The sequence below is a fragment of the Tsuneonella sp. HG249 genome (genome assembly GCF_053819205.1).
Window position 1 is genome coordinate 477,582 of the sequence record NZ_JBSOQY010000001.1, and the last position, 23,968, is coordinate 501,549.

Annotated in this window: 28 protein-coding genes; 8 read left to right on the forward strand and 20 right to left on the reverse strand. The window is 68.3% G+C overall.

All coding sequences use genetic code 11. The features are described from left to right. Complete coding sequence (locus ACWPM1_RS02410) at window positions 1–1,419, forward strand: amidohydrolase (RefSeq protein ID WP_455693247.1); 1,419 nt, start codon at window positions 1–3, stop codon at window positions 1,417–1,419. On the opposite strand, the gene ACWPM1_RS02415 is transcribed toward ACWPM1_RS02410, so the two are convergent. Further along, window positions 1,416–1,856: a TIGR01244 family sulfur transferase gene (locus ACWPM1_RS02415; RefSeq protein WP_455693248.1), complete on the reverse strand. Its 441-nt coding sequence runs from the start codon at window positions 1,854–1,856 to the stop codon at window positions 1,416–1,418. The genes ACWPM1_RS02410 and ACWPM1_RS02415 overlap by 4 nt on opposite strands. After that, the gene (locus ACWPM1_RS02420; RefSeq protein WP_455693249.1) at window positions 1,853–2,662 is read right to left on the reverse strand and encodes a TerC family protein; all 810 of its coding nucleotides are present in this window, start codon (window positions 2,660–2,662) and stop codon (window positions 1,853–1,855) included. Before ACWPM1_RS02420 ends, ACWPM1_RS02415 begins: the two co-directional genes overlap by 4 nt. A gap of 247 nt (window positions 2,663–2,909) precedes the next feature. On the opposite strand from ACWPM1_RS02420, the gene ACWPM1_RS02425 reads away from it, so the two are divergent. From ACWPM1_RS02425 to ACWPM1_RS02455, 7 genes are all read left to right on the forward strand, one after another. Next, a complete protein-coding gene (locus ACWPM1_RS02425) occupies window positions 2,910–3,764 on the forward strand; it encodes a cold-shock protein (RefSeq protein ID WP_455693250.1) in 855 nt (284 codons plus the stop codon). 126 nt (window positions 3,765–3,890) lie between these two features. Continuing rightward, complete coding sequence (locus ACWPM1_RS02430) at window positions 3,891–5,081, forward strand: acetylornithine transaminase (RefSeq protein WP_455693251.1); 1,191 nt, start codon at window positions 3,891–3,893, stop codon at window positions 5,079–5,081. Further along, window positions 5,081–6,010 carry an ornithine carbamoyltransferase gene (gene argF, locus ACWPM1_RS02435; protein ID WP_455693252.1) on the forward strand — a complete coding sequence of 310 codons (930 nt, stop codon included), beginning with the start codon at window positions 5,081–5,083 and terminating at the stop codon, window positions 6,008–6,010. The genes ACWPM1_RS02430 and argF overlap by 1 nt, the downstream gene beginning before the upstream one ends. A gap of 30 nt (window positions 6,011–6,040) precedes the next feature. Continuing rightward, the gene (hslO, locus tag ACWPM1_RS02440; protein ID WP_455693253.1) at window positions 6,041–6,946 is read left to right on the forward strand and encodes an Hsp33 family molecular chaperone HslO; all 906 of its coding nucleotides are present in this window, start codon (window positions 6,041–6,043) and stop codon (window positions 6,944–6,946) included. A 199-nt stretch (window positions 6,947–7,145) separates the two neighbouring features. After that, the gene (locus ACWPM1_RS02445; protein ID WP_455693254.1) at window positions 7,146–7,457 is read left to right on the forward strand and encodes a DUF3617 domain-containing protein; all 312 of its coding nucleotides are present in this window, start codon (window positions 7,146–7,148) and stop codon (window positions 7,455–7,457) included. Between the two features lie 41 nt (window positions 7,458–7,498). Continuing rightward, on the forward strand, window positions 7,499–8,203 hold the full coding sequence (gene queC / locus ACWPM1_RS02450) for a 7-cyano-7-deazaguanine synthase QueC (RefSeq protein ID WP_455693255.1): 705 nt from the start codon (window positions 7,499–7,501) through the stop codon (window positions 8,201–8,203). Next, a complete protein-coding gene (locus ACWPM1_RS02455) occupies window positions 8,196–9,788 on the forward strand; it encodes a spinster family MFS transporter (RefSeq protein ID WP_455693256.1) in 1,593 nt (530 codons plus the stop codon). The genes queC and ACWPM1_RS02455 overlap by 8 nt, the downstream gene beginning before the upstream one ends. Here ACWPM1_RS02455 and ACWPM1_RS02460 read toward each other — a convergent pair. The 18 genes from ACWPM1_RS02460 to ACWPM1_RS02545 form a co-directional block, all read right to left on the reverse strand. Continuing rightward, window positions 9,775–10,308, reverse strand: a complete 534-nt coding sequence (locus tag ACWPM1_RS02460; RefSeq protein WP_455693257.1) for a superoxide dismutase family protein — start codon at window positions 10,306–10,308, stop codon at window positions 9,775–9,777. The genes ACWPM1_RS02455 and ACWPM1_RS02460 overlap by 14 nt on opposite strands. A 96-nt stretch (window positions 10,309–10,404) precedes the next feature. Beyond that, window positions 10,405–11,559 (reverse strand): OmpA family protein, encoded by a 1,155-nt coding sequence (locus ACWPM1_RS02465; RefSeq protein WP_455693258.1) that lies wholly within the window; start codon window positions 11,557–11,559, stop codon window positions 10,405–10,407. A 193-nt stretch (window positions 11,560–11,752) separates the two neighbouring features. Then, complete coding sequence (locus ACWPM1_RS02470; RefSeq protein ID WP_455693259.1) at window positions 11,753–12,211, reverse strand: DUF2793 domain-containing protein; 459 nt, start codon at window positions 12,209–12,211, stop codon at window positions 11,753–11,755. 19 nt (window positions 12,212–12,230) lie between these two features. Next, window positions 12,231–14,417, reverse strand: coding sequence for a phage tail protein (locus tag ACWPM1_RS02475; protein WP_455693260.1), 2,187 nt, complete (start codon window positions 14,415–14,417; stop codon window positions 12,231–12,233). A gap of 3 nt (window positions 14,418–14,420) precedes the next feature. Then, window positions 14,421–14,828 carry an NlpC/P60 family protein gene (locus ACWPM1_RS02480; protein WP_455693261.1) on the reverse strand — a complete coding sequence of 136 codons (408 nt, stop codon included), beginning with the start codon at window positions 14,826–14,828 and terminating at the stop codon, window positions 14,421–14,423. Further along, window positions 14,825–15,652, reverse strand: coding sequence for a DUF2163 domain-containing protein (locus ACWPM1_RS02485; protein ID WP_455693262.1), 828 nt, complete (start codon window positions 15,650–15,652; stop codon window positions 14,825–14,827). The genes ACWPM1_RS02480 and ACWPM1_RS02485 overlap by 4 nt, the downstream gene beginning before the upstream one ends. Next, window positions 15,649–17,991 (reverse strand): DUF2460 domain-containing protein, encoded by a 2,343-nt coding sequence (locus tag ACWPM1_RS02490; RefSeq protein ID WP_455693263.1) that lies wholly within the window; start codon window positions 17,989–17,991, stop codon window positions 15,649–15,651. The genes ACWPM1_RS02485 and ACWPM1_RS02490 overlap by 4 nt, the downstream gene beginning before the upstream one ends. 67 nt (window positions 17,992–18,058) lie before the next feature. Next, window positions 18,059–18,628, reverse strand: a complete 570-nt coding sequence (locus ACWPM1_RS02495) for a tail tape measure protein (RefSeq protein WP_455693264.1) — start codon at window positions 18,626–18,628, stop codon at window positions 18,059–18,061. Next, window positions 18,615–18,860, reverse strand: coding sequence for a phage tail assembly chaperone (locus tag ACWPM1_RS02500; protein WP_455693265.1), 246 nt, complete (start codon window positions 18,858–18,860; stop codon window positions 18,615–18,617). Before ACWPM1_RS02500 ends, ACWPM1_RS02495 begins: the two co-directional genes overlap by 14 nt. 79 nt (window positions 18,861–18,939) lie before the next feature. Next, window positions 18,940–19,251, reverse strand: coding sequence for a gene transfer agent family protein (locus tag ACWPM1_RS02505; protein ID WP_455693266.1), 312 nt, complete (start codon window positions 19,249–19,251; stop codon window positions 18,940–18,942). After that, window positions 19,248–19,655, reverse strand: a complete 408-nt coding sequence (locus ACWPM1_RS02510) for a phage major tail protein, TP901-1 family (RefSeq protein ID WP_455693267.1) — start codon at window positions 19,653–19,655, stop codon at window positions 19,248–19,250. Before ACWPM1_RS02510 ends, ACWPM1_RS02505 begins: the two co-directional genes overlap by 4 nt. After that, on the reverse strand, window positions 19,652–20,059 hold the full coding sequence (gene gp17, locus ACWPM1_RS02515) for a tail completion protein gp17 (RefSeq protein ID WP_455693268.1): 408 nt from the start codon (window positions 20,057–20,059) through the stop codon (window positions 19,652–19,654). Before gp17 ends, ACWPM1_RS02510 begins: the two co-directional genes overlap by 4 nt. Further along, a complete protein-coding gene (locus ACWPM1_RS02520) occupies window positions 20,059–20,214 on the reverse strand; it encodes a hypothetical protein (RefSeq protein WP_455693269.1) in 156 nt (51 codons plus the stop codon). The genes gp17 and ACWPM1_RS02520 overlap by 1 nt, the downstream gene beginning before the upstream one ends. After that, window positions 20,211–20,753 carry a head-tail connector protein gene (locus tag ACWPM1_RS02525; protein ID WP_455693270.1) on the reverse strand — a complete coding sequence of 181 codons (543 nt, stop codon included), beginning with the start codon at window positions 20,751–20,753 and terminating at the stop codon, window positions 20,211–20,213. Before ACWPM1_RS02525 ends, ACWPM1_RS02520 begins: the two co-directional genes overlap by 4 nt. Before the next feature lie 198 nt (window positions 20,754–20,951). After that, a complete protein-coding gene (locus tag ACWPM1_RS02530) occupies window positions 20,952–22,079 on the reverse strand; it encodes a phage major capsid protein (RefSeq protein ID WP_455693271.1) in 1,128 nt (375 codons plus the stop codon). 6 nt (window positions 22,080–22,085) lie between these two features. Next, window positions 22,086–22,487, reverse strand: coding sequence for an HK97 family phage prohead protease (locus ACWPM1_RS02535; RefSeq protein ID WP_455693272.1), 402 nt, complete (start codon window positions 22,485–22,487; stop codon window positions 22,086–22,088). Next, window positions 22,484–22,792 carry a DUF6127 family protein gene (locus ACWPM1_RS02540; protein WP_455693273.1) on the reverse strand — a complete coding sequence of 103 codons (309 nt, stop codon included), beginning with the start codon at window positions 22,790–22,792 and terminating at the stop codon, window positions 22,484–22,486. Before ACWPM1_RS02540 ends, ACWPM1_RS02535 begins: the two co-directional genes overlap by 4 nt. Then, on the reverse strand, window positions 22,789–23,934 hold the full coding sequence (locus ACWPM1_RS02545) for a phage portal protein (protein WP_455693274.1): 1,146 nt from the start codon (window positions 23,932–23,934) through the stop codon (window positions 22,789–22,791). Before ACWPM1_RS02545 ends, ACWPM1_RS02540 begins: the two co-directional genes overlap by 4 nt. Window positions 23,935–23,968 lie beyond the last annotated feature (34 nt).

The window sequence follows — 23,968 nt, forward strand, 5'->3', positions numbered from 1 at the left end:
ATGCTCATCCGCCGCTCAGCGCTCGTCGCCGCCTTGCTCGCGTCCGCTCCGGCCGTCGCGCAGACGCCCGATCCAGTCGCGCTGGTCGATGCCCGAGCTGGCGATACCGCTCGAGTTGCTCGGCAGATCTGGGAATGGGCCGAACTCGGCTACCAGGAGGAAAAGTCGAGCGCGCTGCTCGCATCGGAATTGCAGAAGGCCGGGTTCAAGGTGACCAAGGGCGTTGCCGGCATTCCCACCGCATTTGTCGCCGAATGGGGAACTGGCGGGCCGGTGATCGGGGTACTTGGCGAGTTCGACGCCCTCCCGGGGATCAGCCAGGATGCGCTCCCGGTCCGCGACCCCATCGAGGGTAAGGCAGCCGCGCATGCTTGCGGGCATAACCTGTTCGGCGCGGGTTCGGTCACCGCGGCCATCGCCACCAAGCGCTGGCTGGAGGCGACCAAGACCCCCGGCCGCATCCGGTTCTACGGCACACCTGCCGAGGAAGGTGGTTCAGGCAAGGTCTACATGGTCCGCGAAGGGCTGTTCGACGACGTCGACTTCACGATTCACTGGCACCCGGGCGACGAGAACAGCGCCGCGGCGCGCACGACGCTCGCCAACCGCTCGGCCAAGTTCCGCTTCAAGGGCAAGGCTGCGCACGCTGCGGGCGCCCCGGAGCAGGGCCGCAGCGCGCTCGACGGGGTCGAGGCGATGAACATGATGGTCAACATGATGCGCGAGCACACCACGATGGATTCGCGCATCCACTACGTCATCACCGAAGGGGGCAGCGCGCCCAACGTCGTCCCCGACGAGGCCGAGGTTTTCTACTATGTCCGCCATTCGCAGACAGCCGAGGTAGAAGCGATGTGGCAGCGGCTGGAAGCTGCCGCCAAGGGCGCGGCGATGGGCACGGGGACCGAAGTCACCTGGGAGGTCATCCACGGTAACAACCCGTTGCTCGTCAATGAAACCCTCGCGCGAATGATGGACGGCAAGCTGCGCCAGCTCGGCGGAATGACGCTGACGGCGGAGGAAACGGCGTTCGCCACCGAGATCGGCAAGACGCTTGCCAAGGCGAAGCCCGTGTCGTCTGCGGGGACGGTCCAACCCTACGCCAAGGCGCTCGGTTACGGCTCGACCGACGTCGGCGACGTATCGTGGGCGACCCCGACGGTGGGGCTGAGCACGGCCGCCTGGGCTCCCGGTACGCCCGCGCACTCTTGGCAATCGGCGGCGGCGAGCGGGACTTCGCTTGGGTTCAAGGGCGCGCAACTGGCCGCCAAGGCGATGACAATGGCGGCAATCCAGCTGTTCACCGATCCGGCTCTACGGACGGCCGCCCGCGCCGAGTTCGATTCCTCGCGCGGCCCGGACTACAAGTACGTTTCGCTGCTCGGCGACCGCAAGCCGCCGCTCGACTACCGCAACTAGGGCCGGTCCTTGGCCGCCAGCGCGTCCATCGCCGCACGTATGGGGGCAATGTCGTAACCGGCGTTCGCTGCGGCTGCGGCGAGCGCATCCGGTTCGTCGCCCATGCTCGCCCGGGCGAGGGCCCACAGGAGCGTGGAGCGCGTTCCTGAGCGGCAGTAGCCGAGCACCGGCCCTTCGGTACGATTGAGCGCCTCGGCCATGGCCTCGACTTGGGGGTGGCTGAAACCGGCGTGGGTCACGGGTATCGCGAGATACTCGATCCCCGCTTCGCGCGCCGCGGCTTCGATTGCGGCGCCGGGGGTCTGGTCGTCGCTTTCGCTTTCCGGGCGGTTGTTGACGATCAGCTTGACGCCGATCGCCTTCGCCTCGGACACGTCGGCGAGACTGATCTGGGGGCTCGCCAGCATGTCAGGCGAAAGGCGGCGGAATTCGGTCATGACGTCGCTCCTTTGGCTGCCTTTCGGGCGCGCCTGCGGCGCTGGATAATGTTCAGAAGCTCGACCCCGACCGAGAAGCCCATCGCCGCGTAAATGTAGCCCTTGGGGACATGGAAGCCGAAGCCGTCGGCGATGAGGACCAAGCCGATCATCACCAGGAAGGCGAGCGCGAGCATCACCAGCGTCGGGTTGTGTTCGATGAACTTGGCGAGCGGATCGGCGGCAACCATCATGACCGCCACGGTGATCACCACCGCCGCAACCATGATCGGCACGTCGTCGGTCATGCCTACCGCAGTCAGGATCGAATCGACCGAAAACACGAGATCTATCGCGATGATTTGCGCGATTACTGCGCCGAAGGTTGCCTGGGCAGCGGTAGCCAGCCCGGGTGTCTTGTCGAGCAGGTCACCCGAATCGTCACCCGGCTCCATCGAGTGATGGATCTCCTTGGTCGCCTTCCATAGCAGGAACAGCCCGCCCGCGAGCAGGATCAGGTCCCGTCCGGAGAACTCTGTCTCGAAGCTGGGTTCCGCGTATGCGTTCGCTGCACCGACAAACCCTAAGTCGAACAGCGGCTGGGTCAGCGTCACCAGCCAACCGATCAGCATGAGCAGCCCGATCCGCATTATCAGGGCCAGCGACAGGCCAATTCGCCGGGCTCTCGACTGCAAGTGCTCGGGAAGCTTGTTGGAGAGGATGGCGATGAAGATGAGGTTGTCGATCCCCAGCACGACCTCGAGCGCGATGAGGGTCAGTAGCGCCAGCCAGGCGGCGGGGTCTGAGAGCAGGGCGAGAATTTCCATGCCCGATGCATGGCTTGGCGGGCAGTCGCTCGCAAGGGCCCGGATGGCCGAAATGGCACAAAATTGCGCGTGGCCGGCGACCGCCGTGAAATCATTCGCCAGTGTCAGAGTCTTGCGCTATGAACGGCGCCTTGTTGACGGGGCCGGATCGCGTAGATTCGACTATCCGCCTCGCCCGGTGCGCTCCGCCCGCGCATCCTCGGGGTTCGAATAACGGGCGGCGAGAATGCAAGGCACGATTTAGAGCATGGGTTACGACAGAGGGAAACGTCGCGGCGGCAAGGACAAGCGCGACGGCTTCGGTGAAGAGGGTGGCTTCGATCCCTTCGGCGGTGGTGGCGGCGGATTTGGCGGCGGCGACCGTGGCGGCTTCGGCGGCGGCGACCGTGGTGGGTTCGGCGGCGGCGGTGGTGGCGGTGGCTACTCCGGCGGTGGCGGCGGCGGTTTCCGCAGCGGCGGAGGCGGCGGCTTCGGCGGGGGGCGTCCGAGCGGCGGCTTCGGCGGCGGTGGCTCCGCTGGCGGAAGTGGCGGCTTCGGCGGCGGCAACCGGATGCCTCCTCAGGTCATCGGGACCGGCAAGGGCACGGTGAAGTTCTTCAACGGCCAGAAAGGCTTCGGCTTCATTGCGCAGGAGAGCGGCGGCGAGGATGTGTTCGTGCACATCAGCGCGGTCGAGCGCGCCGGGCTTGCCGGCTTGGGCGAAGGCCAGGAACTCGAATTCAACCTCGTCGACCGCGGCGGCAAGATTTCCGCTCAGGATCTTCAGATCGTCGGCGATGTCGTTCCGGTAACCGACCGGGGTCCGCCGCGCGAAGATCGCGGTGGTGATCGGGGCGGTTTCGGCGGTGGCGCAGGAGCGGGTGCTCCGCGGCGCGAGCTGACCGGTGAAAAGGCAACCGGGACGGTCAAGTTCTTCAATTCGATGAAGGGCTTCGGCTTCCTCGTGCGCGACGACGGGCAGCCCGATGCGTTCGTTCACATCAGTGCCGTCGAGCGTTCGGGCCTGTCCGGCCTCAACGAAGGCGAAAAGTACGAGTTCGATCTCGAGGTCGATCGACGAGGCAAGCACTCGGCGGTCAACCTGGTGCCTGTCCAAAGCTGATCCGTCGGCAAGGGGTGCGGTCGTTTGACCGCGCCTTCGCCTCACCTTACACGGTGCGAATGGCGGCCTTCCGGGGCCGCCATTTGTCGTTTCTCAGCTTTGCGCTTTCGTTGAAGGACTGCCCGGATGCCGATCACCCCGCTGATGCCCGTTTATCCCCGTAGCGGCGTGCGCCCGGTGCGCGGCGAGCACTGCCACCTGATCGACGAGGACGGCACGCGCTACCTCGATTTCGCCGCCGGCATCGCCGTCAACCTCCTCGGTCACAGCCACGTGGGGCTGATCGGTGCGATCCAGCGCCAGGCTGCCACGCTCATGCACGTGTCCAATCTGTATGGCAGCCCCCAAGGCGAGAGGCTGGCCCAGCGGCTCGTGGACCTGACCTTCGCGGACACAGTGTTCTTCACCAACTCGGGGGCCGAGGCAGTGGAGTGCGCGATCAAGACCGCGCGCGCCTATCATCAGCATGTCGGCAACGACGACAAGTTCGAGCTGATCACGTTCAAGAACGCGTTCCACGGACGCACGATGGCCACGATCAGCGCATCCAACCAGGACAAGATGCACAAGGGCTTCCTGCCGCTGCTCGCCGGGTTCAAGTACGCCGAGTTCGACGACCTCGAGAGCGCTAAGGCGCTGATGGGTCCCAATACGGCCGGCTTTCTCGTCGAGCCTATTCAGGGCGAGGGGGGCATCCGCCCCGCTTCGTACGAATTCATGCGCGGCCTGCGCGCGCTTTGCGACGAGCATGACCTGATGCTGGTGCTCGATGAGGTCCAGTGCGGCGTCGCCCGCACCGGCAAGATGTACGCTTACGAGCACTACGACATCGAGCCGGACATCCTAGCCACTGCCAAGGGCATCGGGGGAGGCTTTCCGCTCGGCGCGTGCCTCGCCACCGAAAAGGCCGCTCGCGGGATGGGCATCGGTACGCACGGCTCCACATATGGCGGCAACCCGCTGGCAATGGCAGCCGGCGAAGCAGTGCTCGACGCGGTCGGCAACGAGGACTTCCTCGCTGAGGTGCGCGAAAAGGGCGAGCGTCTACGCGGCCGGCTCGAGCAGTTCATCGGCAACTATCCTGAATTGTTCGAAGGGGTTCGAGGCAAGGGCCTGATGCTCGGCATCAAGATGAAGCAGGAAAGCCGCCCGTTCTACGTGCACCTGCGGGACAACCACCAGCTTCTGACGGTTGCCGCGGGAGACAACACGCTGCGCGTTCTACCGCCGCTCGTGGCCGGCGATGCGGAGTTCGACGAGTTCTTCGACAAGTTTTCCGCCGGCGCGGCGAGTTATCAGCCGCCCGAGCCGGCCTGATGATCCCTCGGCATTTTCTCGATTTGTCGGACGCCGGGGCCGGCGCGATCCGGACCATGCTGGCCGACGCGCATGCCCGCAAGGAGGCCCGCCGCACTTGGCCCAAGGGTCAGGCCGATGCCGATGAGCCGCTCTCCGGCCATGTGCTGGCCATGATTTTCGAAAAGAATTCGACCCGCACCCGCGTCAGCTTCGATATAGCAATGCGCCAGCTTGGCGGAACCGCACTCGTTATGGATGCAGGCTCGACCCAGCTCGGCCGCGGGGAATCGCTCGCCGATACCGCGCGAGTGCTCAGCCGGATGGTCGACGCGATCATGATCCGAACCGACGATCACACCAAGATGGAAGAGCTGGCGCGCCATGCCACCGTCCCGGTGATCAACGGCCTAACCGACCGCTCACACCCGTGCCAGATCATGGCCGATCTGTTGACGATCGAGGAACAGGGCAAAGCCCTGGCAGGACTCGAGCTCGCCTGGCTGGGCGACGGCAACAACGTGCTGCACTCTCTGCTCGAGGCGGCGGGCTTGCTGGGCTTCAATGTCCGCGTCGGAGCGCCGCAGGGCTATGAGCCCGAGGCCGAGTTTGTCGATCCGGCGCGTACGGCTGGCTCGGTGATCACAATCACCCGCGAACCATCGGTGGCGGCCGCTGGCGCTGACATCGTCGTTACCGATACTTGGGTGTCGATGGGTCAGGATCATGCGCACAACAAGCTGGCAGCGATGGCGCCCTACCAAGTCGATGCGCAATTGATGGCCGAGGCCAAGCCGGACGCGCGCTTCCTTCACTGCCTCCCGGCCCATGTCGGCGAAGAGGTCAGCGAGGAGGTGTTCGAGAGCGAGCAATCGGTAGTCTTCGACGAGGCCGAGAACCGCATTCACGCTCAGAAGGCGGTGTTGCTATGGTGTCTCGGCCGGTTGTGACTGACGCTTGAGCGCCCATATCGGCGCGCGATGAATAACATTCCCGAAACCTACGCGGGCCGTTTGCTCAGCTTCTCGATCCCCGAGCGTCACGCACGGGGCCGCGCGGTGCGCCTCGACGCGGTTCTCGACGAGATCCTCGCGGCGCATTCCTACCCGCCCGCAATCACGCATCTCCTCGCCGAGGCGCTGGTTCTCGCGGCGTTGCTGGGCGGCCTGCTCAAGGACGAGGGCGGGCAATTGACGATGCAGGCGCAGACCGAGAGCGGGGTAATCAAGCTGCTCGTCTGCGACTGGCGCGCGGGCGAGCTGCGCGGTTACGTGGACTTCGACCGCGAGCGGCTGGCGGCACTCGGCGCGAACCCATCGCTCTACGCCCTTTTCGGCAAAGGCTACCTGGCGATCACTTTCGACCTGCCGCCGTCTGGTGGCGTGGCCGGGCAGCGATACCAAGGGATCGTCCCCCTGGAAGGGGAGTCGCTTGCCGAGGCATGCGAGCAATACTTCGGCCAATCCGAGCAGGTGCCCACGCTGATCCGGGTGGCGGTCAAATCGAGCAAAAGCGGCACCGAGGCGGCCGGGCTACTCGTCCAACACCTTGCGGATGGCGAAGAAGGGCGCGAACGCCTGCACGTGCGATTGGACCACCCCGAATGGGAGCACGTCGCGATACTTGCCGGTACGCTCCGGCACGATGAACTGCTCGATCCCAACCTCTCGCTCGAAGCGATCGTCTGGCGGCTTTTCCATGAGGAAAGCGAGATCCGCGTGCAGGCCGGGGCTCCGATCGTCAGGGGATGCCGCTGCTCGGTCGAGCACTACGCTGCCGTGATCGCCAACTTTCCGTCGGAAGAACGCGCTCAGATGCGCAATGAGGAAGGGGTCATCTTGGTCGACTGTGCGTTCTGCTCGCGGAGCTTCCCGATACGGGAATAACGGCTCATCGCGCCTAGAGAACACTTTATCGAGCACGGCATGTTGTGCTAAAGACTCGCTTGGGAAGTCGCGGGCGCGCGTTGGAGTTTAACGAATGCGTTTGATGACAGTCATTGGTTCGCGCTTGTCCGCGCTATTGGCTGGTCTGTTAGCTGTAGGGGTGCTTGCCCCGGCTGCCGCGCAGGGGCCGTCGTTGGCCATGTTGAAATCGCTGGAACGCGGACAATGGGACGTGCGCTACCGCGACAGCGGCGAGGCCCGCCGCGTGTGCTTGCGCTCCGGCCAGGAGCTGATCCAGCTCCAGCATGGCGAAAGCGGATGCAGCCGCTTCGTCATCGAAGACGGCGCCAATGCGGTCACGGTCCAGTACACTTGTCGCGGCAACGGGTACGGGCGCACCAGCATTCGCCGGGAAAGCCCCTCGCTCGTCCAGATCGAAAGCCAGGGAATAGCCGGCGGACTGCCGTTCGAATTCTCCGCGGAGGCTCGCCGCACCGGCGCCTGCCGCTGAGAGCGATTGCCGCTCCGCTCTTGAGCGACTAGCGGCGGCGCATGAGCGAGCCGCGCCCCGTTGCCGTTGTCCTGCTTTCCGGCGGCCTGGATTCGATGGTCGTCGCCGGCATCGCTCGCGAACGGGGCTTCGTGATCCATGCGCTGACGATCGACTATGGCCAGCGGCATCTGCGCGAACTCGATTCGGCGAAGCAAATCGCCGCGCGTCTCGGCGTTGAGCGCCATGTCCTACTGCCGCTGGACCTGCGCCGGTTCGGCGGTTCCGCCCTAACGGCAGACATAGCCATCCCCAAGGACGGATTGAGTGATCAAATTCCCGTTACCTACGTGCCGGCGCGGAACCTTGTCTTCCTTGCACTAACGACAGCCTTCGCCGAGAGCTCAGGCGCGCGCGACCTCTTTATCGGTGTCAACGCGCTTGATTACTCGGGCTACCCGGACTGCCGGCCCGAGTTCATCGCCAGCTTCGCCGAGACGGCCCGGCTGGGCACCAAGTCGGGCGCCGAAGGTGCGCCTTTCGCGATCCACGCGCCGCTCCAGCACATGACCAAGGCCAACATCGCGCGCGAGGCCGCGCGCCTCGGTCTCGACCCGGGTTGGAGCTGGTCGTGCTACGACCCTTCGCCCCGTGGCGAGGCTTGCGGTCTGTGCGACAGCTGCCGCTTGCGGCGAAAAGGCTTTGCGGAAGCGGGTTTGGTCGACACAACGGTGTACGCCGACGAGGGAGAGTTGCGAGATGGATGAAGCCGACAACGCCGATCAACGGGCCACCGGTTACAGCTGGTACGTGCTCGGCGTGCTGGTGCTGGTCTACATTCTCAACTTCATCGACCGGCAGATCGTAAGCATCCTGGCGGTCGACATCAAAGCCGATCTGGGCCTGACCGACGGGGACATGGGTTTCTTGGGCGGAGCCGCCTTCGCGGTGTTTTACGCCTTGTTCGGAATTCCGCTGGGCCGGCTGGCGGACAATTGGCACCGGGTGCGCCTGCTCACTATCGGGCTGTCGCTGTGGTCGGTGATGACGGCCCTATCAGGCCTGGCGCGCAATCAGCTTGCGCTGACCTTCGCCCGCATGGGGGTCGGGGTCGGTGAAGCCACCGCCAGTCCCACGGCCTACTCTTTGATTTCGGATTACTTCCCCAAGCGTCAACGGGCGACGGCGATCGCGATTTATTCGTCCGGGCTCTATCTCGGAGGCGGCGTTTCGCTTTTCATCGGCGCGCTCATCGTCGAGGCATGGAATACAGCCTATCCGGGCGGCGGACCCCTCGGCCTCGTCGGCTGGCAGGCCGCCTTCATGGTGGTCGGCCTGCCTGGGCTGCTGATGGCGGTGTGGGTCGCCACCCTGCGCGAGCCGGTGCGAGGCGCCATGGACGGGGTCGCCAGCCCGAGTTCACCCCAGCCCTTCCGCCAGTTCGTCTCGGACCTCTCCACCATCGTTCCACCTTTCACGCTGATCGGCGCATGGCAACGGGGGCCGTCTGCTCTCGCCATCAATCTGGCCGTCGCCGCGGCGGTCGTCGCGTTCGCGTGGGCCATGATCCAGCTCACGGGCAACCTGCCGCAATGGTCAGCGGTCGGCCTCGGATACTACGCGGTATTTTCCTGGGCCTCGACGCTGCGTGCGCGCGACCCGGCGGCTTTCCAGCTGATCTGGGGCACGCCTGCCTTCATCTGCACCACGCTCGGTTACGGCCTGATCTCGCTGGCGGCCTACGCGCTCGCGTTCTGGTCCGCGCCCTATGCCGAGACAGTCCTCAACCTCGACAAGCAGCAACTGGCTTTCGTGCTCGGCGCCAACGGAGCCTTGAGCGGCTTCCTCGGCGTGATCGCGGGCGGACGGCTCGCCGATTGCCTGCGCGCGCGCAACCCTGCGGGACGCCTCCTCGTCATCATGTTCGGTGTCGTTGCGCCGGTGGTGCCTATCTGGATCGGATACACGACCGAGAACGGGACCCTGTTCTACGCGATGAACTTCCTCGCCGGCATGTTTGGGGCGGCAGCGCTCGGCGCGGCTGCGGCTACTACCCAGGACCTCGTCTTGCCACGGATGCGCGGGACTGCCACCGCTGCCTTTTTCCTGGGCACCACGCTCGTCGGACTGTCCTTCGGACCGTATATGGTCGGACAGATTTCGGACCTAGCGGGTACCATGGTCGACGGCAGGCTGATGGGCGATCTGCGCACCGGCATTCTATCGCTGATTGCTGTCGCACCGGTGGCGATGGTGTTGTTGCTTTACGCCTACCGGGCGGTCCCGGCTGCCGAACGCACGCTCGTCGAGCGAGCTACAGCAGCGGGGGAACGGGCGCTCAAGCCGGTTTGAGAACCCCGCAGGCGATCCGCGCACCGGAGTTTCCGGACGGGTCGGTGCGGTAGTCGTCAGGCTCCGCATGAAGGACGATCGCGGTCCCGTCGGCATCGAACAGCCAGTCGACGACTTGTTGCCGGGTCCCGGGCAGGTCCACCGCCAAAGTGCCTGTGCGACCGGACCCGACCATGATGTTGGGCAGGTCACCGGCGTGTTGGCCATTGCTGGCCAGCGATCCGTGCTGTCGGCCCAGCGGATTGAGATGGCCGCCGGCCGAGGCAAAGTCGGGCCGCGCGCAACTGCCTACCGCGTGGAGGTGAATGCCATGAGCGCCCGCGGTGACCCCGGTAACCCCCACCGCGAGTGTGAGCGTGTCGCCGTTTGCCAGCACTTGAGCGGTCCCGGCGGGAATGCCGTCGCTTAGTAGCAGGGTCGCACTTGCCACGCGCTGGGCGGGGACATCGGCGACCGTGCTGCATCCCGCCAAGAAGCCCGCAGCGACAAGGCTGGTTGCGAAGAGGAAGGGGGATCTCATGAAGCAATCTCTCCGTTTGATGGTTCGTCACCTCACAACGAAAAAGGGGCCGGATTTCTCCGGCCCCTTTCCGATTCAGTAGAGCGAAGCTCTGGCTTAGAAGCCCGAACCCGGACCGTAGGTGACTTCCACCCGGCGGTTCTGAAGTTCGCGCACGCCGTCCGCGGTCGGAACGCGCGGCTGGCTTTCGCCGAAGGCTTCAGTGGCGATCCGAGTGTCCGGAACGCCGCGAGCCGACATGTACGAACGAACGTTCGCGGCCCGGCGCTGCGAGAGACCAACGTTGTACTGCGTCGAACCCGAACGGTCGGCGTGACCGGCGAGCATGACCGAAGCAGCACCGCAGTTGGCGTAAGCCGAAACCGCGTTGTTGAGGATCGTAGCGGCTTCCGGAGTGATGTCGTCCTTATCCCACTCGAAGAACACGATGTACGGGCCCTTGTTGCAAACCGGAGCAACGACCGGCGGCGGCGGCGGCGGCGGGGGCGGCGGCGGAACTGGACGATCCGGGCAAACCGCATCCATCGGCAACTGCGTGCCGTCCCAGCAGGTCTGCATCGGGGCAGGCGCGCCGCCGAAGTTGAACCCGATGGTGCCGAGCAGCGAGTGCGAGCGCAGCTTGGTAGTTACGTCGCGGCCGCGCGAATCGACAAGGTCCAGGTCGGTGGTGTTGAAGAAGCGATACTTCAGACCAACGTCGATCGTGTCGGTGAGCGGAGCGCGCACGCCCGCCAGCAGCTGCCATGCGAAACCGCTATCGGAATCGTCCAGGAAGCCAGGTCCAGAAGTACGAACGCTCGCGCCGTCGATTTTGGTCCGCGCGACACCGGCGCCACCGCCGACAAAGCCTTGCAGCCCGTCATCAGGCCCGAAGTCGAACAGGCCATTGAGCATGAAGCTCAGGACGCTGGCTTCGCCGTCAGCACCATATGTACCGGCGGGAGCGAAGAGGGTCGCGGTATTGGGCAGTGCCCCGGTCAGGCCGGCAAGCGACTGGAACTCGGCTTCGCGATAGCTGGCTTCGGCTTCCAGACGGATCGCACCGAAGTCGTATCCGACGATGCCGCCGAAATCGAAACCGGTGTGATTGTCCGAAGTTACGGCGTCAGCAGTCGCGCCGACATCGAACTCGATGTCTTCGACGATCATCGGTCCGCCGTCGAGTTCGACGTACCATGCGCCGTCGCGAGCGAGGGTCGGCGAAGCAATAGCCGTAGAGGCCATGGCCATGCCAATGACGAGTTTCCGCATTATGTAATTCCCCTTTTTGCGAATTTTTGAGCCATCGAGCGGCCCGATTTCTAACTTTTCCCCACCTGAGTGGCAAGCGGGCTTTCACGCCAAAGTGTTGCAGTTCGGCATCGTTTCAGTGCCAAGCTGAGAAATTTTCGCGTGAATACCCTCCTTGTGCGGCTGAAACGCGGCCAACCGGCGCCGGTTCCCGTCATTCTTGAGGCAATACTCCTGTTTGAACAAGGACGGCGATCAACTGGTTGATGGCCACCCTCGCTTCCTCATCGATGTTGGCTCCGCCCGCGGGCGGGGGAGGGGTCGCTGCACGTCGCCAGGCTCCGGCGTAAACGACCTGCTGCCCGGTCGAAAGGTCGAACGCGCACATTCCCGACCTTGGCACCGCATACAGCCATTGCCCTGCCTGGCGGCACGCCAGTTGACCGGCGCGATCGGAGAACTCCCCTGTGGCATCCACTCCTACCAGCCAGCAATCTCCATCCTCGGGATCCGTGGGCGGCGTAGCCGCCTCGCCCTTGATCGCCGGATGAAGAAGAGCATCACACAGGCTCAGGGCCTCGTTCAGGAACGCCTCTCGCTGGGCTTGGCCGGAGAAAAGCAAGGGCAGCGAATGGCGGGGGGTGACGGACGGGAACTGAAGCGGTTCGGTCATAGTAAAATCCTCTTAGGCATCAGGAAAGACGGGTGAGGAGCAAGGCTTCGGACTGGGCAAAAGTCCCGACCTGACGGACCCACAGGGGGGCACCGGGGTGCAGAACCGCCAGCGAAGCGAGCGCGTCGGCGGGTATCGTCAGGCGGGGCGACAGGCAGGACCATTCGGCGACGGGCGTCTCGACCGGGCCGACACCCACCCGGTAGCGCTCGTCCTGCTCCACTAGCGGCGTTTCGACCTCGACCTGCCACAGCCATACCCCGCGCGCCCGCCGGGTCCAGGCCAGCTCCAGCCCCGATTCAGTTCTGCGCGCGGCCGGGTGCACCGGGGACGGCGGGCGCCTGCCCAGGCCCGGATTGGCTAGAGTGGCCAACACCGGGTCCCGGTCGGCCAGCCCGATAGCCGCGAGCATCGTGGCCGGATCCGAAGGAACCTGCGCTCGATCGAGCGCCACCGGGACGTTGTCGAGCAGGACGATCGGGGTGCCGGCCGGATGGCCTGCCATGGCCGCGCTTTCGGTGGCGCCGCGACCTCTTAGCAATCCAGTCAAACGCCAGTTGCTGGGCCCGATTGGCTCAGCCAGCGCGAATTGCAGTACTTCGTCTCCGACCAGCAGCCGGTTCGCTCCGAAGGCCAGCGCGGCAAGATCCGCCGAAGCGAACCCGTGGGATTCGCCCCTAAGCGCGATGTCGACGGCCGCCCCTGCCTCGAACAACAGGGCGGACGAGGGCCCCAGCGGCTTCGCAAGCGCGCCGATCGTTGCCCGCGACCGACGGGTGTGACCAGCTGGCACAAGCTCTCCTGCCCGATCGAGATAGAGCGCCGCGCCTGCCCACCGCCCTTCGGCCGAAGTGGCCGCCGCGAACAGTGTCGGTTGATCGGACCCGAGACCGGCGGGCGGCACCTCGAAGAAGGCGAGGACGGTCCTTCCGTTTCGCACGTCGGCGGGCGGCGGGAGATGCCCTGCGTCGGTGGCGGCAGTCATCAGAGCGCGCGGATCCCGGCGAGCCAGCTCCAGATCGACCCCGCGCGAGCGCCATTCCCAGCCCACTATCCGCCAGATTCCGGTTCGGCCCGGCACGCGCACGTCGCGTCCGGGAGTAAGGGCGGGATCGAGTTCGGCAACGCGCCACATCAAGCGCTCGCGGTTCCAGCCACTGCGGCGAGCTGCGGCTTCCGCGAGCATGCGGGCGTCTTCGGCGGCGAGCGCGCCGGGAAACTCGATGGTCCACGTGCGCCCGGCACCGGCCCGGCCAGCCGGGCGCTGCATGCCTGGCTGGAAATCGCGTGCGACGTCGTAGTAGCGCACGGCATCCGGCCGTTCCGCGTCATTGTCGACGCGCCCCTCGCGCCGTCCGTCGTCGGGCCCGAAGTCCTCATCGCTCCACGCGCGTGCTGCCTGTGGCAGGAGCGGGGGCGCCAGGCTGGGCGATGCGGCCGTGGGGGCAACGGTCAGCCGCTCGCCACCGGCGTCGCAGGCGAGAGGGAACAGCTGGTCGATCGTCTCCAGCGTTGCCAGCAGGGGCCCGCCCTCGTTGGCGAAGCCGACGATCGGACGGAGCGCGGCGTCTTCAGCGGGCGCGGGGATCACGGGGTCGAGCAGGCTGGCGAGCGCGATCGGGCCTTCGTCGGCGATCACTTCGAAGGTCAGCGCCGGAATGCGATTGCCGAAATCGCCGAGCGCGAGATCTTCGAACACGGCGTAGGCGCAGCCGCGAAAGGCCGGGCAGGCGGACCCTTGCGCAGCGGCGATCAGCGGGTCGGGCAACTGGTCGCCATGCCCCGTGTGGATGCGTAGCGCTCCCGCAACCTTGAGGTCGCCCGCCGCGCCGCGCAGCAGGTTGCCGTCGGCCCAGATGCGCCCCACGCCCCGGATCGGCCGGCTCGACAGCGCGACTGCGAACGAGGTGGTGTAGGAGTAGCTCGTGAGCGAAGGCTGGCCCTTTTTGCCGCCCGCCTTGTCCTTGTGCTCGGTGAGCTCGGTCGCCCAGATGATCGTGCCGCCCGCGCGCATCCGCCCGTGATGGCGCGGCAGCGGCTGGCCGTAGCTCGAGGTTGTAAGCGACAGCTCCTTGAGACGGGGGCCGTCCCGGCGGCCCCCTCCGAGGATTGCGCTGTCGATCGAGCGCCCGGCGAGCGCGCCGATGGCGCCGCCGATCGGTCCGCCGAGGAGCGTTCCGGCGGCGGTGAGCAATATGGTTGCCATGTTTCAATCCTCTTGGGCGAGGCGCCAGCGGCGCGCTTCGGGCCAGGCCAGCGGAGCGGGCTGCGCCACCACGCGACGCAGGCCGGCGTGGGCGTGGACGAAGCGGCCGCCGGCCAACTGGACGAGCAGATGGTGCTGCCCCGCGCCCGGGCGGACGAGCACGACATCGCCGGCCTTGGCTCGACCACACACCTCGCTCAGCCCGCTCTCATCGGCGAGCGAGAGCCAGGGCTCGATCGACCGGTTGCGTAAGCCGTAGCCGCGCGGCGCGGCTATGGGGCGTCCACACTCCGCGAACGCCGCCGCGACCACGCCGACGCAGTCGAGGCCGGTCACCGGGTCGCGCCCGTGCAGGCGGAACGGCGCGCCCACCAGCCGCGCGGCGGCATGGGCGAGGTCGGCGCCGGTCATGCCGGGGCCGGGTAGCGGGCGAGGAGATCGTTCCCCGGCAGAAACGGCTCGCCGCGGAAGTTGAGCGCGTTGCCGAAGCGTCCTGCGCAGGTCGCCAGCGTATGGTCGCACCCCTCGCGCAGCCGCGCGCGCATTCCGGCGGCGAGCGCCGGGTCGAGCGCCGCGTCCACGACCAGCGCGCCGCCCTCGGCGGCGGCGACGTCCATCGTCTGTCCCGCGTGAGGGCCGTCGAGCCAGCGCACCGTGCCCGCCACGAGCGACGGGGGGTCGGGACAATCGAACACCAGCCGGCCGGCGTCCGCGTCAGCTTCGAGCAGCCGCGCGACGCGGGTGAAGCGGACCGCCGACAGTCCGCACCCGGGCCCGCAGAACGCGGCGCGACAAGTGGGGCTGGTGCGCGGCACCGGGTCGATCTCGAGCGCCGCCTTGGCGGAACGGAGCTCGGCGGTGAATCCGCCGCTCTCCTGCGTCAGGTTGCCGATCTCGCCGTTGTAGAACGTCGCGTGCGCGCCGGTCTCCCAGTCGACCGCGCCGACTTCCACCCGCGCGCCGTCGAAGCGCCCGGCGGCGAGGTCGTCGGCGCGCACCGAATCGTGGGCGAGCGCGCCCTGCATCTCGGCGCTGTCGCCGGTGAGTGCGGCGGTGCGCCGGATCGCGCTCGGCAGCATGCCAGGCGCAGCCCGATGGACCACCCCGCCGAACGCGAGGTCGCGGTCGTGGCCGGTGAAGCCTAGGGTGACGCCGTCCTTTCGGTGGATGCGCCAGAACGTCGCGACGCCCTCGAGCTCACGGGTGAAGAACGCCTTGCCGGCCGCGGGACTCATGCCGGGGTCTCGCGCACTTCGATCAAGGGCACCGAGGGCGCCTCGCCTGCGGCGAACGCCGCGCCCGTCACGTCGAGCCGGTCCTCGGCAAAGCGTACCGGCACGTCGAACAGGAAGCCCGCCTCGACCGGTGCTCCAGGGCCGGGGGCCGTGGCGAGCACCACCGTGCCGCCGGGCAAGACGGTGAAACCGCTCTCTTCCACGCCGCCGACGCTGACGCGCACCGTCTCGCCCCGCGGGCGGGTGATCGGGCGCACCTGCGGCTCGGGACCCTCGCCATAGCTCTTCACCAGCTGGAAGGTATCGCGCAGGCCGTCGCCCGTGCCGATGAGCTGGTCGCGCGGTCCCGGCGCCCCGGTCATCCCGTTCGAGCTGTGGTCGAACGGGTCCGACAGGCGAAAGCCGCGCGCCGCGCCGCGCCGGGCGCGGAAGAACGCGATCAGTACGCCGAGCTCGGCCTCCGAGCGAATGCCGGGACCGACATCGAACCGCAGCCGCGCATCCGACCACAACGAATTGCGGCGCTCGTGGCCCGAGGCGGTCACCGCCACGCTGGTCGAGAATTCCGGCGAAACCCCGGCGTCGCGGCCCAGCGCGAGCGGGTAGAGCACGTCGTCGAAAGCTTGCACGTCTGTCTCCTCGGGGGCGGCGAGCCGCGTGTACCCGTCGCGTGAAACCTGCGGCGCGGCCCACACGAAAGTGCGCGCCACGCCCCGCCCGATCGCCTCGTCGATCCCCGCATCGATCCGGGGCCACAGCCGCTCGGCGTCTGCGGGGTCGAGCACGAAGCCCGCCATGTAGTCCTGCCGCGCGAGCGGGTAGCCGAGGCGCTGGTCCACGGTGGAGTAGCCCGCCCGCCGCAGCGCCTGCGCGCCGGCGGTCAGCCAGTCGTAGTCTTCCACCTGCAACCGGTCGTAGGCCGGCCAGGCCCATCCGACGGGGAGATTGGCGATCCGGGCATCGGGCATCGCCGGATCGAGCACGGTGGGCGTGAATACCAGCAGCAGGACCTCGGCCTCGCCGGCGCCGGCCGCCCGCGCGGCTGCCCGCACCGTGTCGCGCAAGGCCGCGGTGGCCGCGGCGAGCAGTTCCCCGGCTAGCAGCAGCACGCCGCGCTGGTCGTCGGTCAGGCCGGCGCGCATGTCGGCTATCGTCGGCGTGGTGCCGAAGAACCCTTCGCTGACATAGTACCAGCGCGCGTCGGCATCGTAGATGCACGGGGCGCCGTCGGCGCCGATCCACCACCACGGCTCGCCGATCTGGAAGCGCACCGGCGCACCGGCGTCCACCATCAGCGCGACGAGATTGGCCGCCACCGCGCGCAGCCAAGCCATCGCCGGCGCGCTCGCCGGGGAGAGCAGCGCGGAGGGCGGGTCCCATCCCGTCCGCGCCGGCGTGCCGTCGTGCGAGCGCTGTTGCCATGCGTCGGGGCAGTGCTGCGCGAGCAGTTCGAAACTGAGCGAGACGATGGGCTCGAAGCCGAGCGCCAGCGCTTCGGCGAAGAACGCCCGGTGCCAGGTTCGCGCCGGTTCGCAGAGCGTGCCCTCGGCCAGCGCCAGCCCGTCCGCGCCGAGCCGGAAGAAGTGGCTCATGCCCACGTAGTGGATCAGCGGCCCGCGATAGCCGAGCGCTTCGGCGGTGCGCAGCAGCCGCGCGGGGGTCTGGTTGAAGGCGTCGTCGTAGGCAGTGGCGATGCCGGTGCCGTGCGGCGGCAACAGCACGTCGCCGATCTCGATCATCGCCCGCTCGCCGTCGCAATCGATCGCGCTGAGCTCGGCCCAGCCGTCCGCGCGCGACGGGAGAGGGGCGGCGCTGCCCGGTGCGTAGCCGGGCGGCACGAGGCTGATGAACATGCGGTCGATGTCGGCGGGATGGACCGGCTCGCCCGGCAGGGCGAACCCGCTTTCGAGCGCGGAAAACGGCAGCACGACAGTGGCGTCCTCGGGGGTACCCTCGGCGTAGTTCCACAAGCGCACGAACCACGTGCGGTTCTCGCCCGCCGCGTCGCGCCCCTCGATCGTCAGCGTCGGCCCGTGCGCCGCGTCGAGCGCGATCACGCCTTGCGAGCGCCAGCGAAACCTGAGCGTCGTGCGCGAGTAATCGCGATCGGTGGCGTAGGCGGCGAGCGGGTGGTCGAGCCGGTCGGCGCTTTCCCAGATGAGGCCGGTGAGCTCGCCCGCGTGGTGAAACTCGCAATCGACCCGCAGGCTGTCCGGTCCGGTGGTCACGACCGAGGCCATCATCGGCCGGGGAAAGTTGACGGTCCAGAACCGCGGATCGAATCGCTGGATCCAGTCGCTGTCCTGCCCGCGTCGTTCGCGGGCGAGCCAGAATGGCATTGGTTCGTCTCCTTTGGGGGGGGTCGGGAAGGTCAATCCGCCTGGCCGACGGGAAGCGCGGCCGCATTTATTCGAGCAGCGCCCTCCGCACCGCGCTCGCTACCTGGCGGCTCGACCGCTCGAGCGCGCGCGGCGCGCTGGCACCGCGCAGGCCGGTGAGGTTGATCGATACCCGCACGTCGCGCGCCCTGCCCGCACCGCCGGCATCGATCCGCCCGGCGCTGGTGGGCACGAACAGCTCCGGACCACGCTCGCCGACCAGATAGCCGCGCCCCGGGCTCACCGGTCCGCCCGTCGCACGGCCGGGCAGGCCGAACGCCGCGCCGAGCGCCCCCTGCAGGAAGCCGCCGATCCCGCCGCCCGGCGTCATGACGCCGGCGAATAGCTTGTCGAGACCCATCTGCATCGCCTGCCCGGCGATCTGGTCGAGCGCCGACAGGGCGGTGCGCTTGAGATCGTCGAACCCCAGGCTGCCCTTGCGGATGGCGGAAAGCAGGCCGCGCTCGAGGACGTCGCCCGCGCGAGCGAAGCCGTCGGTCAACGTGCCGTCGAACGCGGTCCGCATCGCGGCGATGTCCTGCTGGAACCCTTGCGTGCCGGCGCGGACCTCGACCAGCAGTTCGTCAACCATGTCCATCGGGATCGCTCTCCATCAGGCGGGTCAGGTCCGCTCGCCCGAGCGGGGCGGGCGGGGCGGAAGGATCGGCCAGGCACGCCGCAAGCTCGGCGGGGGTGGCCGGCCAGAACTCGCCCGGCCGCCAGCCGAGCGCGCGCGCGGCGAGGCCGCAGAGCGCGAGTGCCGAAGCGCCGAAGCAGCTCTCCCCTCCCGCTTGCGGGAGGGGCCGGGGGTGGGACTGTCGTGCACTCACGCCGCCCACCCCGCTGCGACTAACCTCGCCGTGAGCTCGGCAAGTCTCGCTCCCCTCCCGCAGGCCGGAGGGGCTTCTGTCAGCCACTAGCCCGACCTTGCAGGATCGCGCCGAGCAGTGCGCGTAGCGGCCTGGCGCAGGTGGCTAGACCCTGTCTGGTCACCGCTTCGCCGATGGCGTCGCGCGTCAGTCCGTCGCCGTCCGCCAGGCAATGCCAGAACAGCGCGGCCATTTCCGACAGGCGCAGCCGGCCTTCGCCCGCCCGCTCGACGAGCGCGAACAGCGGGCCGAGCTCTTCCTCGGCCGCGACCAGCGCGGCGAAGCTCGGACGCAAGGTGCGCTCCGCTCCGTCAACGACAAGCGTGGCCTCGCCTCTCAATGGATTGCTCATGCGGGCACCACCGCGCCCGAGCTTTCGAGCTGCAGGGTGTAGGTCCGCTCGCCGTTGAAATCGCCGGCGTAGTCGAGCCGCTGGACCAGGAACCGGCCGCGCATCTTCTCGCCGCCTTCGAAGCTCAGCTCGTAATCGGCGATCGTCCCGCTCAGGGCATGGCCGCGGACCGAAGCCTCGGCGCTGCCGCCGAGGAAGATCCCGCTGGCGGCGACCGAGACCGAGCGCGTGCCCGCGCCCGACAGCAGCTCGCGCCAGCCGCCCGATTCCTTGTGCGTGACGACCACGGTGTCGCCGTTGATGGTCATCTGGGTCGTCCTGAGACCGGCGACGGTCTGGTAGGTGGGCGGCTGGCTGCCGTCCGCGATCTTGAGCAGGAAGGTGGCGCCTGTCTGGGCGGTCATGCGGGGTTCTCCGTTGGGGTTGCGAGGCAGCGGAAGCGGTATTCGAGCAAGGTTGCGCGGGCGGCGTTGCCGCGGCGCTCGGTGCGGGCGCGCAGGAACAGGATGGAGGCGATCTCGAACCCGTCCTGCGCGCGGGGCAATGCCCCGACGCGTCGGTCGATTGCGCCGACCAGCGCGGCGTCGGCGAGCACGTCGTCTCCCCGGCCGCGCAGTTCGAGCGCGATGCGCACCTCGCGTCCGATGCGGTCCTTGGTGCTCCAGTCGGCGCTGGCGCTGGCGGCGATCGCCAGCCACGGCGGCGTGGCGCGCGGCGGGGTCTCCTCCTCGATTGCGGTTAGGCGATCGAGCGGGGCGGGCGCCGCGCGCAGCCATTCGAGCAGCGCGGCACGCAATGCGTTTTCCATCAGCGGTCTCCGAACAGGGGCCAGAGCAGGCCGGGCTCGCGCCAGCGCCGGTCGTCTTGCCGCGCCCGCATCCGGGCCTCGGCGACGCGCTTCGCCTTGGCGGCGAGGCCGGCGATGAACCGCGCGGTGGCGGGCCTGGTTGAACCCCGGATCACAGCCGTACCCTCCGCCACGGGCGCCACAGCGCTGCGACGGCGGCGGGCGGACTGGCGTCGGTGCCGCTGTCCCGCTCGCGCCAGTGGTGCGCGGCGAGGCGGATCACGCCGTGGCGCAGTCCCTCCGGCAGCAGCTCCCACGCCGGGGCGAGGCCGGCGGAAAAGCGCACCGCCATGCGGCCGGCGCTGCCCTGGCGGGTAACCCTGACTAGGCCGCTGCCGTCCGCCGCGATGTCGAGCTCGTAGGCGTCGGACGCGAGGCTGTAGCGAGCGCCTTCGGTCGGGATGGCCTCGACCCCGGCGATCGCCACCACGGGGCGGGTGGCGAGCGCCTGCCACTCGGAGGCCGCGGGCAGCACTTCCTCGCACAGGGCGGCGAGCGGCATGGCCCCGGTGAAGGCCTCGCACATTTCCAGCGCGACCCGCAGCTGGGCGGTGAGCGCCGCGTCGTCTCCGGTCGAGCGGATCGCCAACCACTGCTTCAATTCATCGAGAGCCGCAGCCGGCAGCGGTGCCGGCGCGACGATAGTCCGCTGCATGCGGCTTCTCCGATCTGGATTCAGGAAAGGGTGCCCGCGCCGATCCAGGGGCAAAGATCGGCGCGGGCGTGAGGGCCATCAGACGGGTTGGTCCGGGCGCCCGAACCGGGGGCCGCAAGCGCGAACGCGCGTTGGCCGGTTAGGCCGAAAGCCTAGCGGTGCGGACGCCCCGCGCCCGGCGTCTGAGGGCGCAACAAATTACGCTTCGATCTTGAGCAGCTTGATCGCCGCGCTGTCGAGCACCTGGCCGCCGACGCGCTTCGTCGCGTAGAAGTGCACGAACGGCTTGTGGGTGAACGGATCGCGCAGGATGCTCGTCGCCGAGCGTTCCGCGATAAGGTAGCCGTTCTTGAAGTTGCCGAAGGCGATCGGGAAGGCGTTCGCGGCGATGTCGGGCATGTCCTCGGCCTCGACCACCGGGTAGCCGAGCAGCCGGTCGGGCTGGCTTTCGACCAGGCCGGGCTGCCACAGGAACGCGCCGTCGGCGGTCTTGAGCTTGCGCACTTCGGCGAGCGTGGCCGAATTCATCACCCAACTCGCGCCTTGGCGGTGGCCGGCCTTGAGCGTGTGCACGAGGTCGATCAGCCGCGTTTCGGGCCGGGTGCCGAGATCGGTGGCGGCGCCGCTGCCGATGTACTGCAGCGTGCCGAACGGCCGGTCGCCGTCGAAATCTTCTGATACCGGCGCCGACAGGAACCCCTTGGGCTGGTTGACCCCGTTGCCGCTCACGAAGGCGGCGCCTTCGGCGCGGGCGAATTCGGCGGCGATCTCGCTTGCCAGCCACGCTTCGAGGTCGAAGGCGGCGTCGTCGAGCATCGCCTGCGAGGCGGCCGGGTTGGCGTAGAGCTCGCCGGTCGGCGGGGCGATCTCGGCGAACTGGGGCGTGTCGGTTTCGGGCCGGACCGCGGTCTCGCTGACCCACCCTGATGCCGTGCCGCCGGTCGAGACCAGCTTGCGATAGCCGCTGGTGCCGGTCTGGACGACCTGGGCGATGGCCCGGATCGGCGAGATGTCGGTCAGCGCGCGGGCGATCATCGCATCGATTTCGCGCGGGACCGCGTAGCCGCCGTCGGCGAGCACGCCCTGGGTCAGCGACTTCAGCTCGGTGGTGCGGCCGGTGCGGAGGTAACCGTCGACGAAGCCTTTCACCTCGGGGCTGGCCTCGCTGGCAAGGGCCGGGCGCTGGGCGGCGCGGCCGACGCGGTCGAGGCGCGATTTTACCTCGTCGACATCGGTGCGCAGGGCCTTGATCTCGATGTCGGCCGCATCCTGGCGGGATGCGATGTCGAAGCTCTGGTCGAGTTGGTCGGTAACGACGATATCCATGGGTACTTACCTTTCTTCGGGGGCAATGAAATGAACCCGCGCGCCGTGCTGGAGCGGGTGGGTGACGAGGCTGACTTCGAGGAGGTCGACGTCTTCGAGCACGCGGCCTTGCGGCGACTGGCAGGCCGCGCGAGTGCGGTAACCGAAGCTGAGGCCGCTAACCGAATGGGTTCGCAACATCGTGGCCGAGCGGCTATCCGGGTTGTCGAGCGAGGCGATCACGCGCAGGCCGCGTGCATCCTCTTGCGCCTGTTCCACCCAGCCGATGCGCTGCTCGGGGCGGTGCTGCCAATAGAGCGGCAACGGGTCGCGCCGCTCGGCGAGCGTCCGCGCAAACGCGCCGGGGCGGATGGTATCCTGCGCGGCGTCGGCGACGTCGAACAACGCGGCGTATCCCGCGAACTTCACTTAAGCAGCTCCGGCACGCCCAGCCGCACCGCGATGCCGATCAGCAGCAGCGCCAGCAGGCCGCGCACCAGCCACTCGACCACCGCCTTCCAGGTAGCGGCTTTCGCGGCGCGCCACGCGGCGAGCAGCTCGCGCAGTTCGTCGATATCGTCCTGCGCGCTCGCATCGCTGAGGCCCAGCCGGCCAAGCACGCGGGTGGCGCCGACCTCGCTGGCTTCCTCGACGATCGCGCGCAGCGTGACCAGCTCGCCGCCTGCCGTGGCGGCTTGCGCGATCAGCCGCGCGAGCATGTCCTCTCGGGTCATGTCGATTCTCCGATGTTGAGCATCCGCCGCTTCTCGGCATCCGACAGGAACCCGGCGGCCGAGACTTGCGCCCACAGCCGCTCGCGGTCCTCGGCCAGCGCGGGCACCCGGTTGAGGTCGACCGCCAGCGTCGCCCGTGGGAACCACGGCGCGAGCCCCTCCTGCAGTCCGGCGAGGATTTTCCCCGCCAGCGGCAGCAAGGTCAGCCGCCACAGCGCGCGGTTGGCCTCGCGATAATTGGCGTAGGTATTGTCCCCCGGCAGCCCGAGCAGCATCGGCGGGACCCCGAAAGCGAGCGCGATGTCGCGCGCGGCGGCGGCCTTCAATGCGGCGAAGTCCATGTCGGCCGGGGTCAGCGCCATCGCCTGCCACTTGAGCCCGCCCTCGAGCAGCATCGGCCGCCCGGCGTTGCCCGCGCCGGAGTAGGCCCCGGCGAGCTCGGCCTTGAGGCGGTCGAACTGGTCGGGGCTGAGCACCCCGCCGTCGCCCGGCTCGAACACCAGCGCGCCGCTCGGCCTAGCGGCGTTCTCGAGCAACGCGCGGTTCCATTGCGAGGCCGCGTTGTGGATCGCCACGGCCTGCTCGGCCGCCGCGAGGCACCCCGCGCCGTAGTGATCGTCCGCCGGGTGGAAGCCGCGCAAGTGGATGAGGTTGGGCCAGCCGTCCTCGTCCTCCAGGGGAATCGTCAGCGTGCGTTCGGCGAGCTTGTAGGCGTAGGCCTGCGGCCAGCCGTCCGGCCCCGGCACCATCGAGACCCGCTCGGGCCTGAGGGCAAACAGCTCGACCGGGCGGCCGGCGGCGTCCTTGAGCATCTGGACGAACCCGTTGCCGTGCAGCAGCAACTGGCTGGCGAGGGTCTCGAGCAGCGCCTGGCCGGCCGAAGTCGCGCTCACCAAAGCGGCGAGCGCCTCGTCGGTCGGCGAGAGCGGCGCCGAGCCGACCCCTTCGGCCACCAGCCGCACACTGCGCTGCGCCACCGGGTTGTCGAGGAACGCGGCGCGCACGCTGCGGGCGTATTCGAACGGCGGCGGCCCGCTGTCATAGGCCGTGGCCCACGGCGAGACGAACCCACGCGCCAGCGGCACGCGATTGCCCCCGCCGCCGCCTTTGAAGGCAGCCGCGAGGCTGTCGAGGAACGACATTCGATTTCCTTTCGAATTAAGCTATTGAGGGCCG

Excerpts from the sequence above, each read along its gene's own strand:
- ACWPM1_RS02530 (WP_455693271.1), bottom strand. The coding sequence starts at position 22,079 with ATGGATATCGTCGTTACCGACCAACTCGACCAGAGCTTCGACATCGCA.
- gp17 (WP_455693268.1), bottom strand. The coding sequence starts at position 20,059 with ATGGAAAACGCATTGCGTGCCGCGCTGCTCGAATGGCTGCGCGCGGCG.
- ACWPM1_RS02510 (WP_455693267.1), bottom strand. The coding sequence starts at position 19,655 with ATGACCGCCCAGACAGGCGCCACCTTCCTGCTCAAGATCGCGGACGGC.
- ACWPM1_RS02455 (WP_455693256.1), top strand. The coding sequence starts at position 8,196 with ATGGATGAAGCCGACAACGCCGATCAACGGGCCACCGGTTACAGCTGG.
- ACWPM1_RS02475 (WP_455693260.1), bottom strand. The coding sequence starts at position 14,417 with ATGGCAACCATATTGCTCACCGCCGCCGGAACGCTCCTCGGCGGACCG.
- ACWPM1_RS02465 (WP_455693258.1), bottom strand. The coding sequence starts at position 11,559 with ATGCGGAAACTCGTCATTGGCATGGCCATGGCCTCTACGGCTATTGCT.
- ACWPM1_RS02480 (WP_455693261.1), bottom strand. The coding sequence starts at position 14,828 with ATGACCGGCGCCGACCTCGCCCATGCCGCCGCGCGGCTGGTGGGCGCG.
- ACWPM1_RS02445 (WP_455693254.1), top strand. The coding sequence starts at position 7,146 with ATGTTGAAATCGCTGGAACGCGGACAATGGGACGTGCGCTACCGCGAC.
- ACWPM1_RS02540 (WP_455693273.1), bottom strand. The coding sequence starts at position 22,792 with ATGACCCGAGAGGACATGCTCGCGCGGCTGATCGCGCAAGCCGCCACG.
- ACWPM1_RS02410 (WP_455693247.1), top strand. The coding sequence starts at position 1 with ATGCTCATCCGCCGCTCAGCGCTCGTCGCCGCCTTGCTCGCGTCCGCT.
- ACWPM1_RS02460 (WP_455693257.1), bottom strand. The coding sequence starts at position 10,308 with ATGAGATCCCCCTTCCTCTTCGCAACCAGCCTTGTCGCTGCGGGCTTC.
- ACWPM1_RS02490 (WP_455693263.1), bottom strand. The coding sequence starts at position 17,991 with ATGCCATTCTGGCTCGCCCGCGAACGACGCGGGCAGGACAGCGACTGG.
- queC (WP_455693255.1), top strand. The coding sequence starts at position 7,499 with ATGAGCGAGCCGCGCCCCGTTGCCGTTGTCCTGCTTTCCGGCGGCCTG.
- ACWPM1_RS02425 (WP_455693250.1), top strand. The coding sequence starts at position 2,910 with ATGGGTTACGACAGAGGGAAACGTCGCGGCGGCAAGGACAAGCGCGAC.
- ACWPM1_RS02545 (WP_455693274.1), bottom strand. The coding sequence starts at position 23,934 with ATGTCGTTCCTCGACAGCCTCGCGGCTGCCTTCAAAGGCGGCGGCGGG.
- ACWPM1_RS02495 (WP_455693264.1), bottom strand. The coding sequence starts at position 18,628 with ATGGACATGGTTGACGAACTGCTGGTCGAGGTCCGCGCCGGCACGCAA.
- ACWPM1_RS02415 (WP_455693248.1), bottom strand. The coding sequence starts at position 1,856 with ATGACCGAATTCCGCCGCCTTTCGCCTGACATGCTGGCGAGCCCCCAG.
- ACWPM1_RS02430 (WP_455693251.1), top strand. The coding sequence starts at position 3,891 with ATGCCGATCACCCCGCTGATGCCCGTTTATCCCCGTAGCGGCGTGCGC.
- ACWPM1_RS02525 (WP_455693270.1), bottom strand. The coding sequence starts at position 20,753 with ATGCAGCGGACTATCGTCGCGCCGGCACCGCTGCCGGCTGCGGCTCTC.
- ACWPM1_RS02470 (WP_455693259.1), bottom strand. The coding sequence starts at position 12,211 with ATGACCGAACCGCTTCAGTTCCCGTCCGTCACCCCCCGCCATTCGCTG.
- ACWPM1_RS02485 (WP_455693262.1), bottom strand. The coding sequence starts at position 15,652 with ATGAGTCCCGCGGCCGGCAAGGCGTTCTTCACCCGTGAGCTCGAGGGC.
- argF (WP_455693252.1), top strand. The coding sequence starts at position 5,081 with ATGATCCCTCGGCATTTTCTCGATTTGTCGGACGCCGGGGCCGGCGCG.
- hslO (WP_455693253.1), top strand. The coding sequence starts at position 6,041 with ATGAATAACATTCCCGAAACCTACGCGGGCCGTTTGCTCAGCTTCTCG.
- ACWPM1_RS02505 (WP_455693266.1), bottom strand. The coding sequence starts at position 19,251 with ATGAGCAATCCATTGAGAGGCGAGGCCACGCTTGTCGTTGACGGAGCG.
- ACWPM1_RS02420 (WP_455693249.1), bottom strand. The coding sequence starts at position 2,662 with ATGGAAATTCTCGCCCTGCTCTCAGACCCCGCCGCCTGGCTGGCGCTA.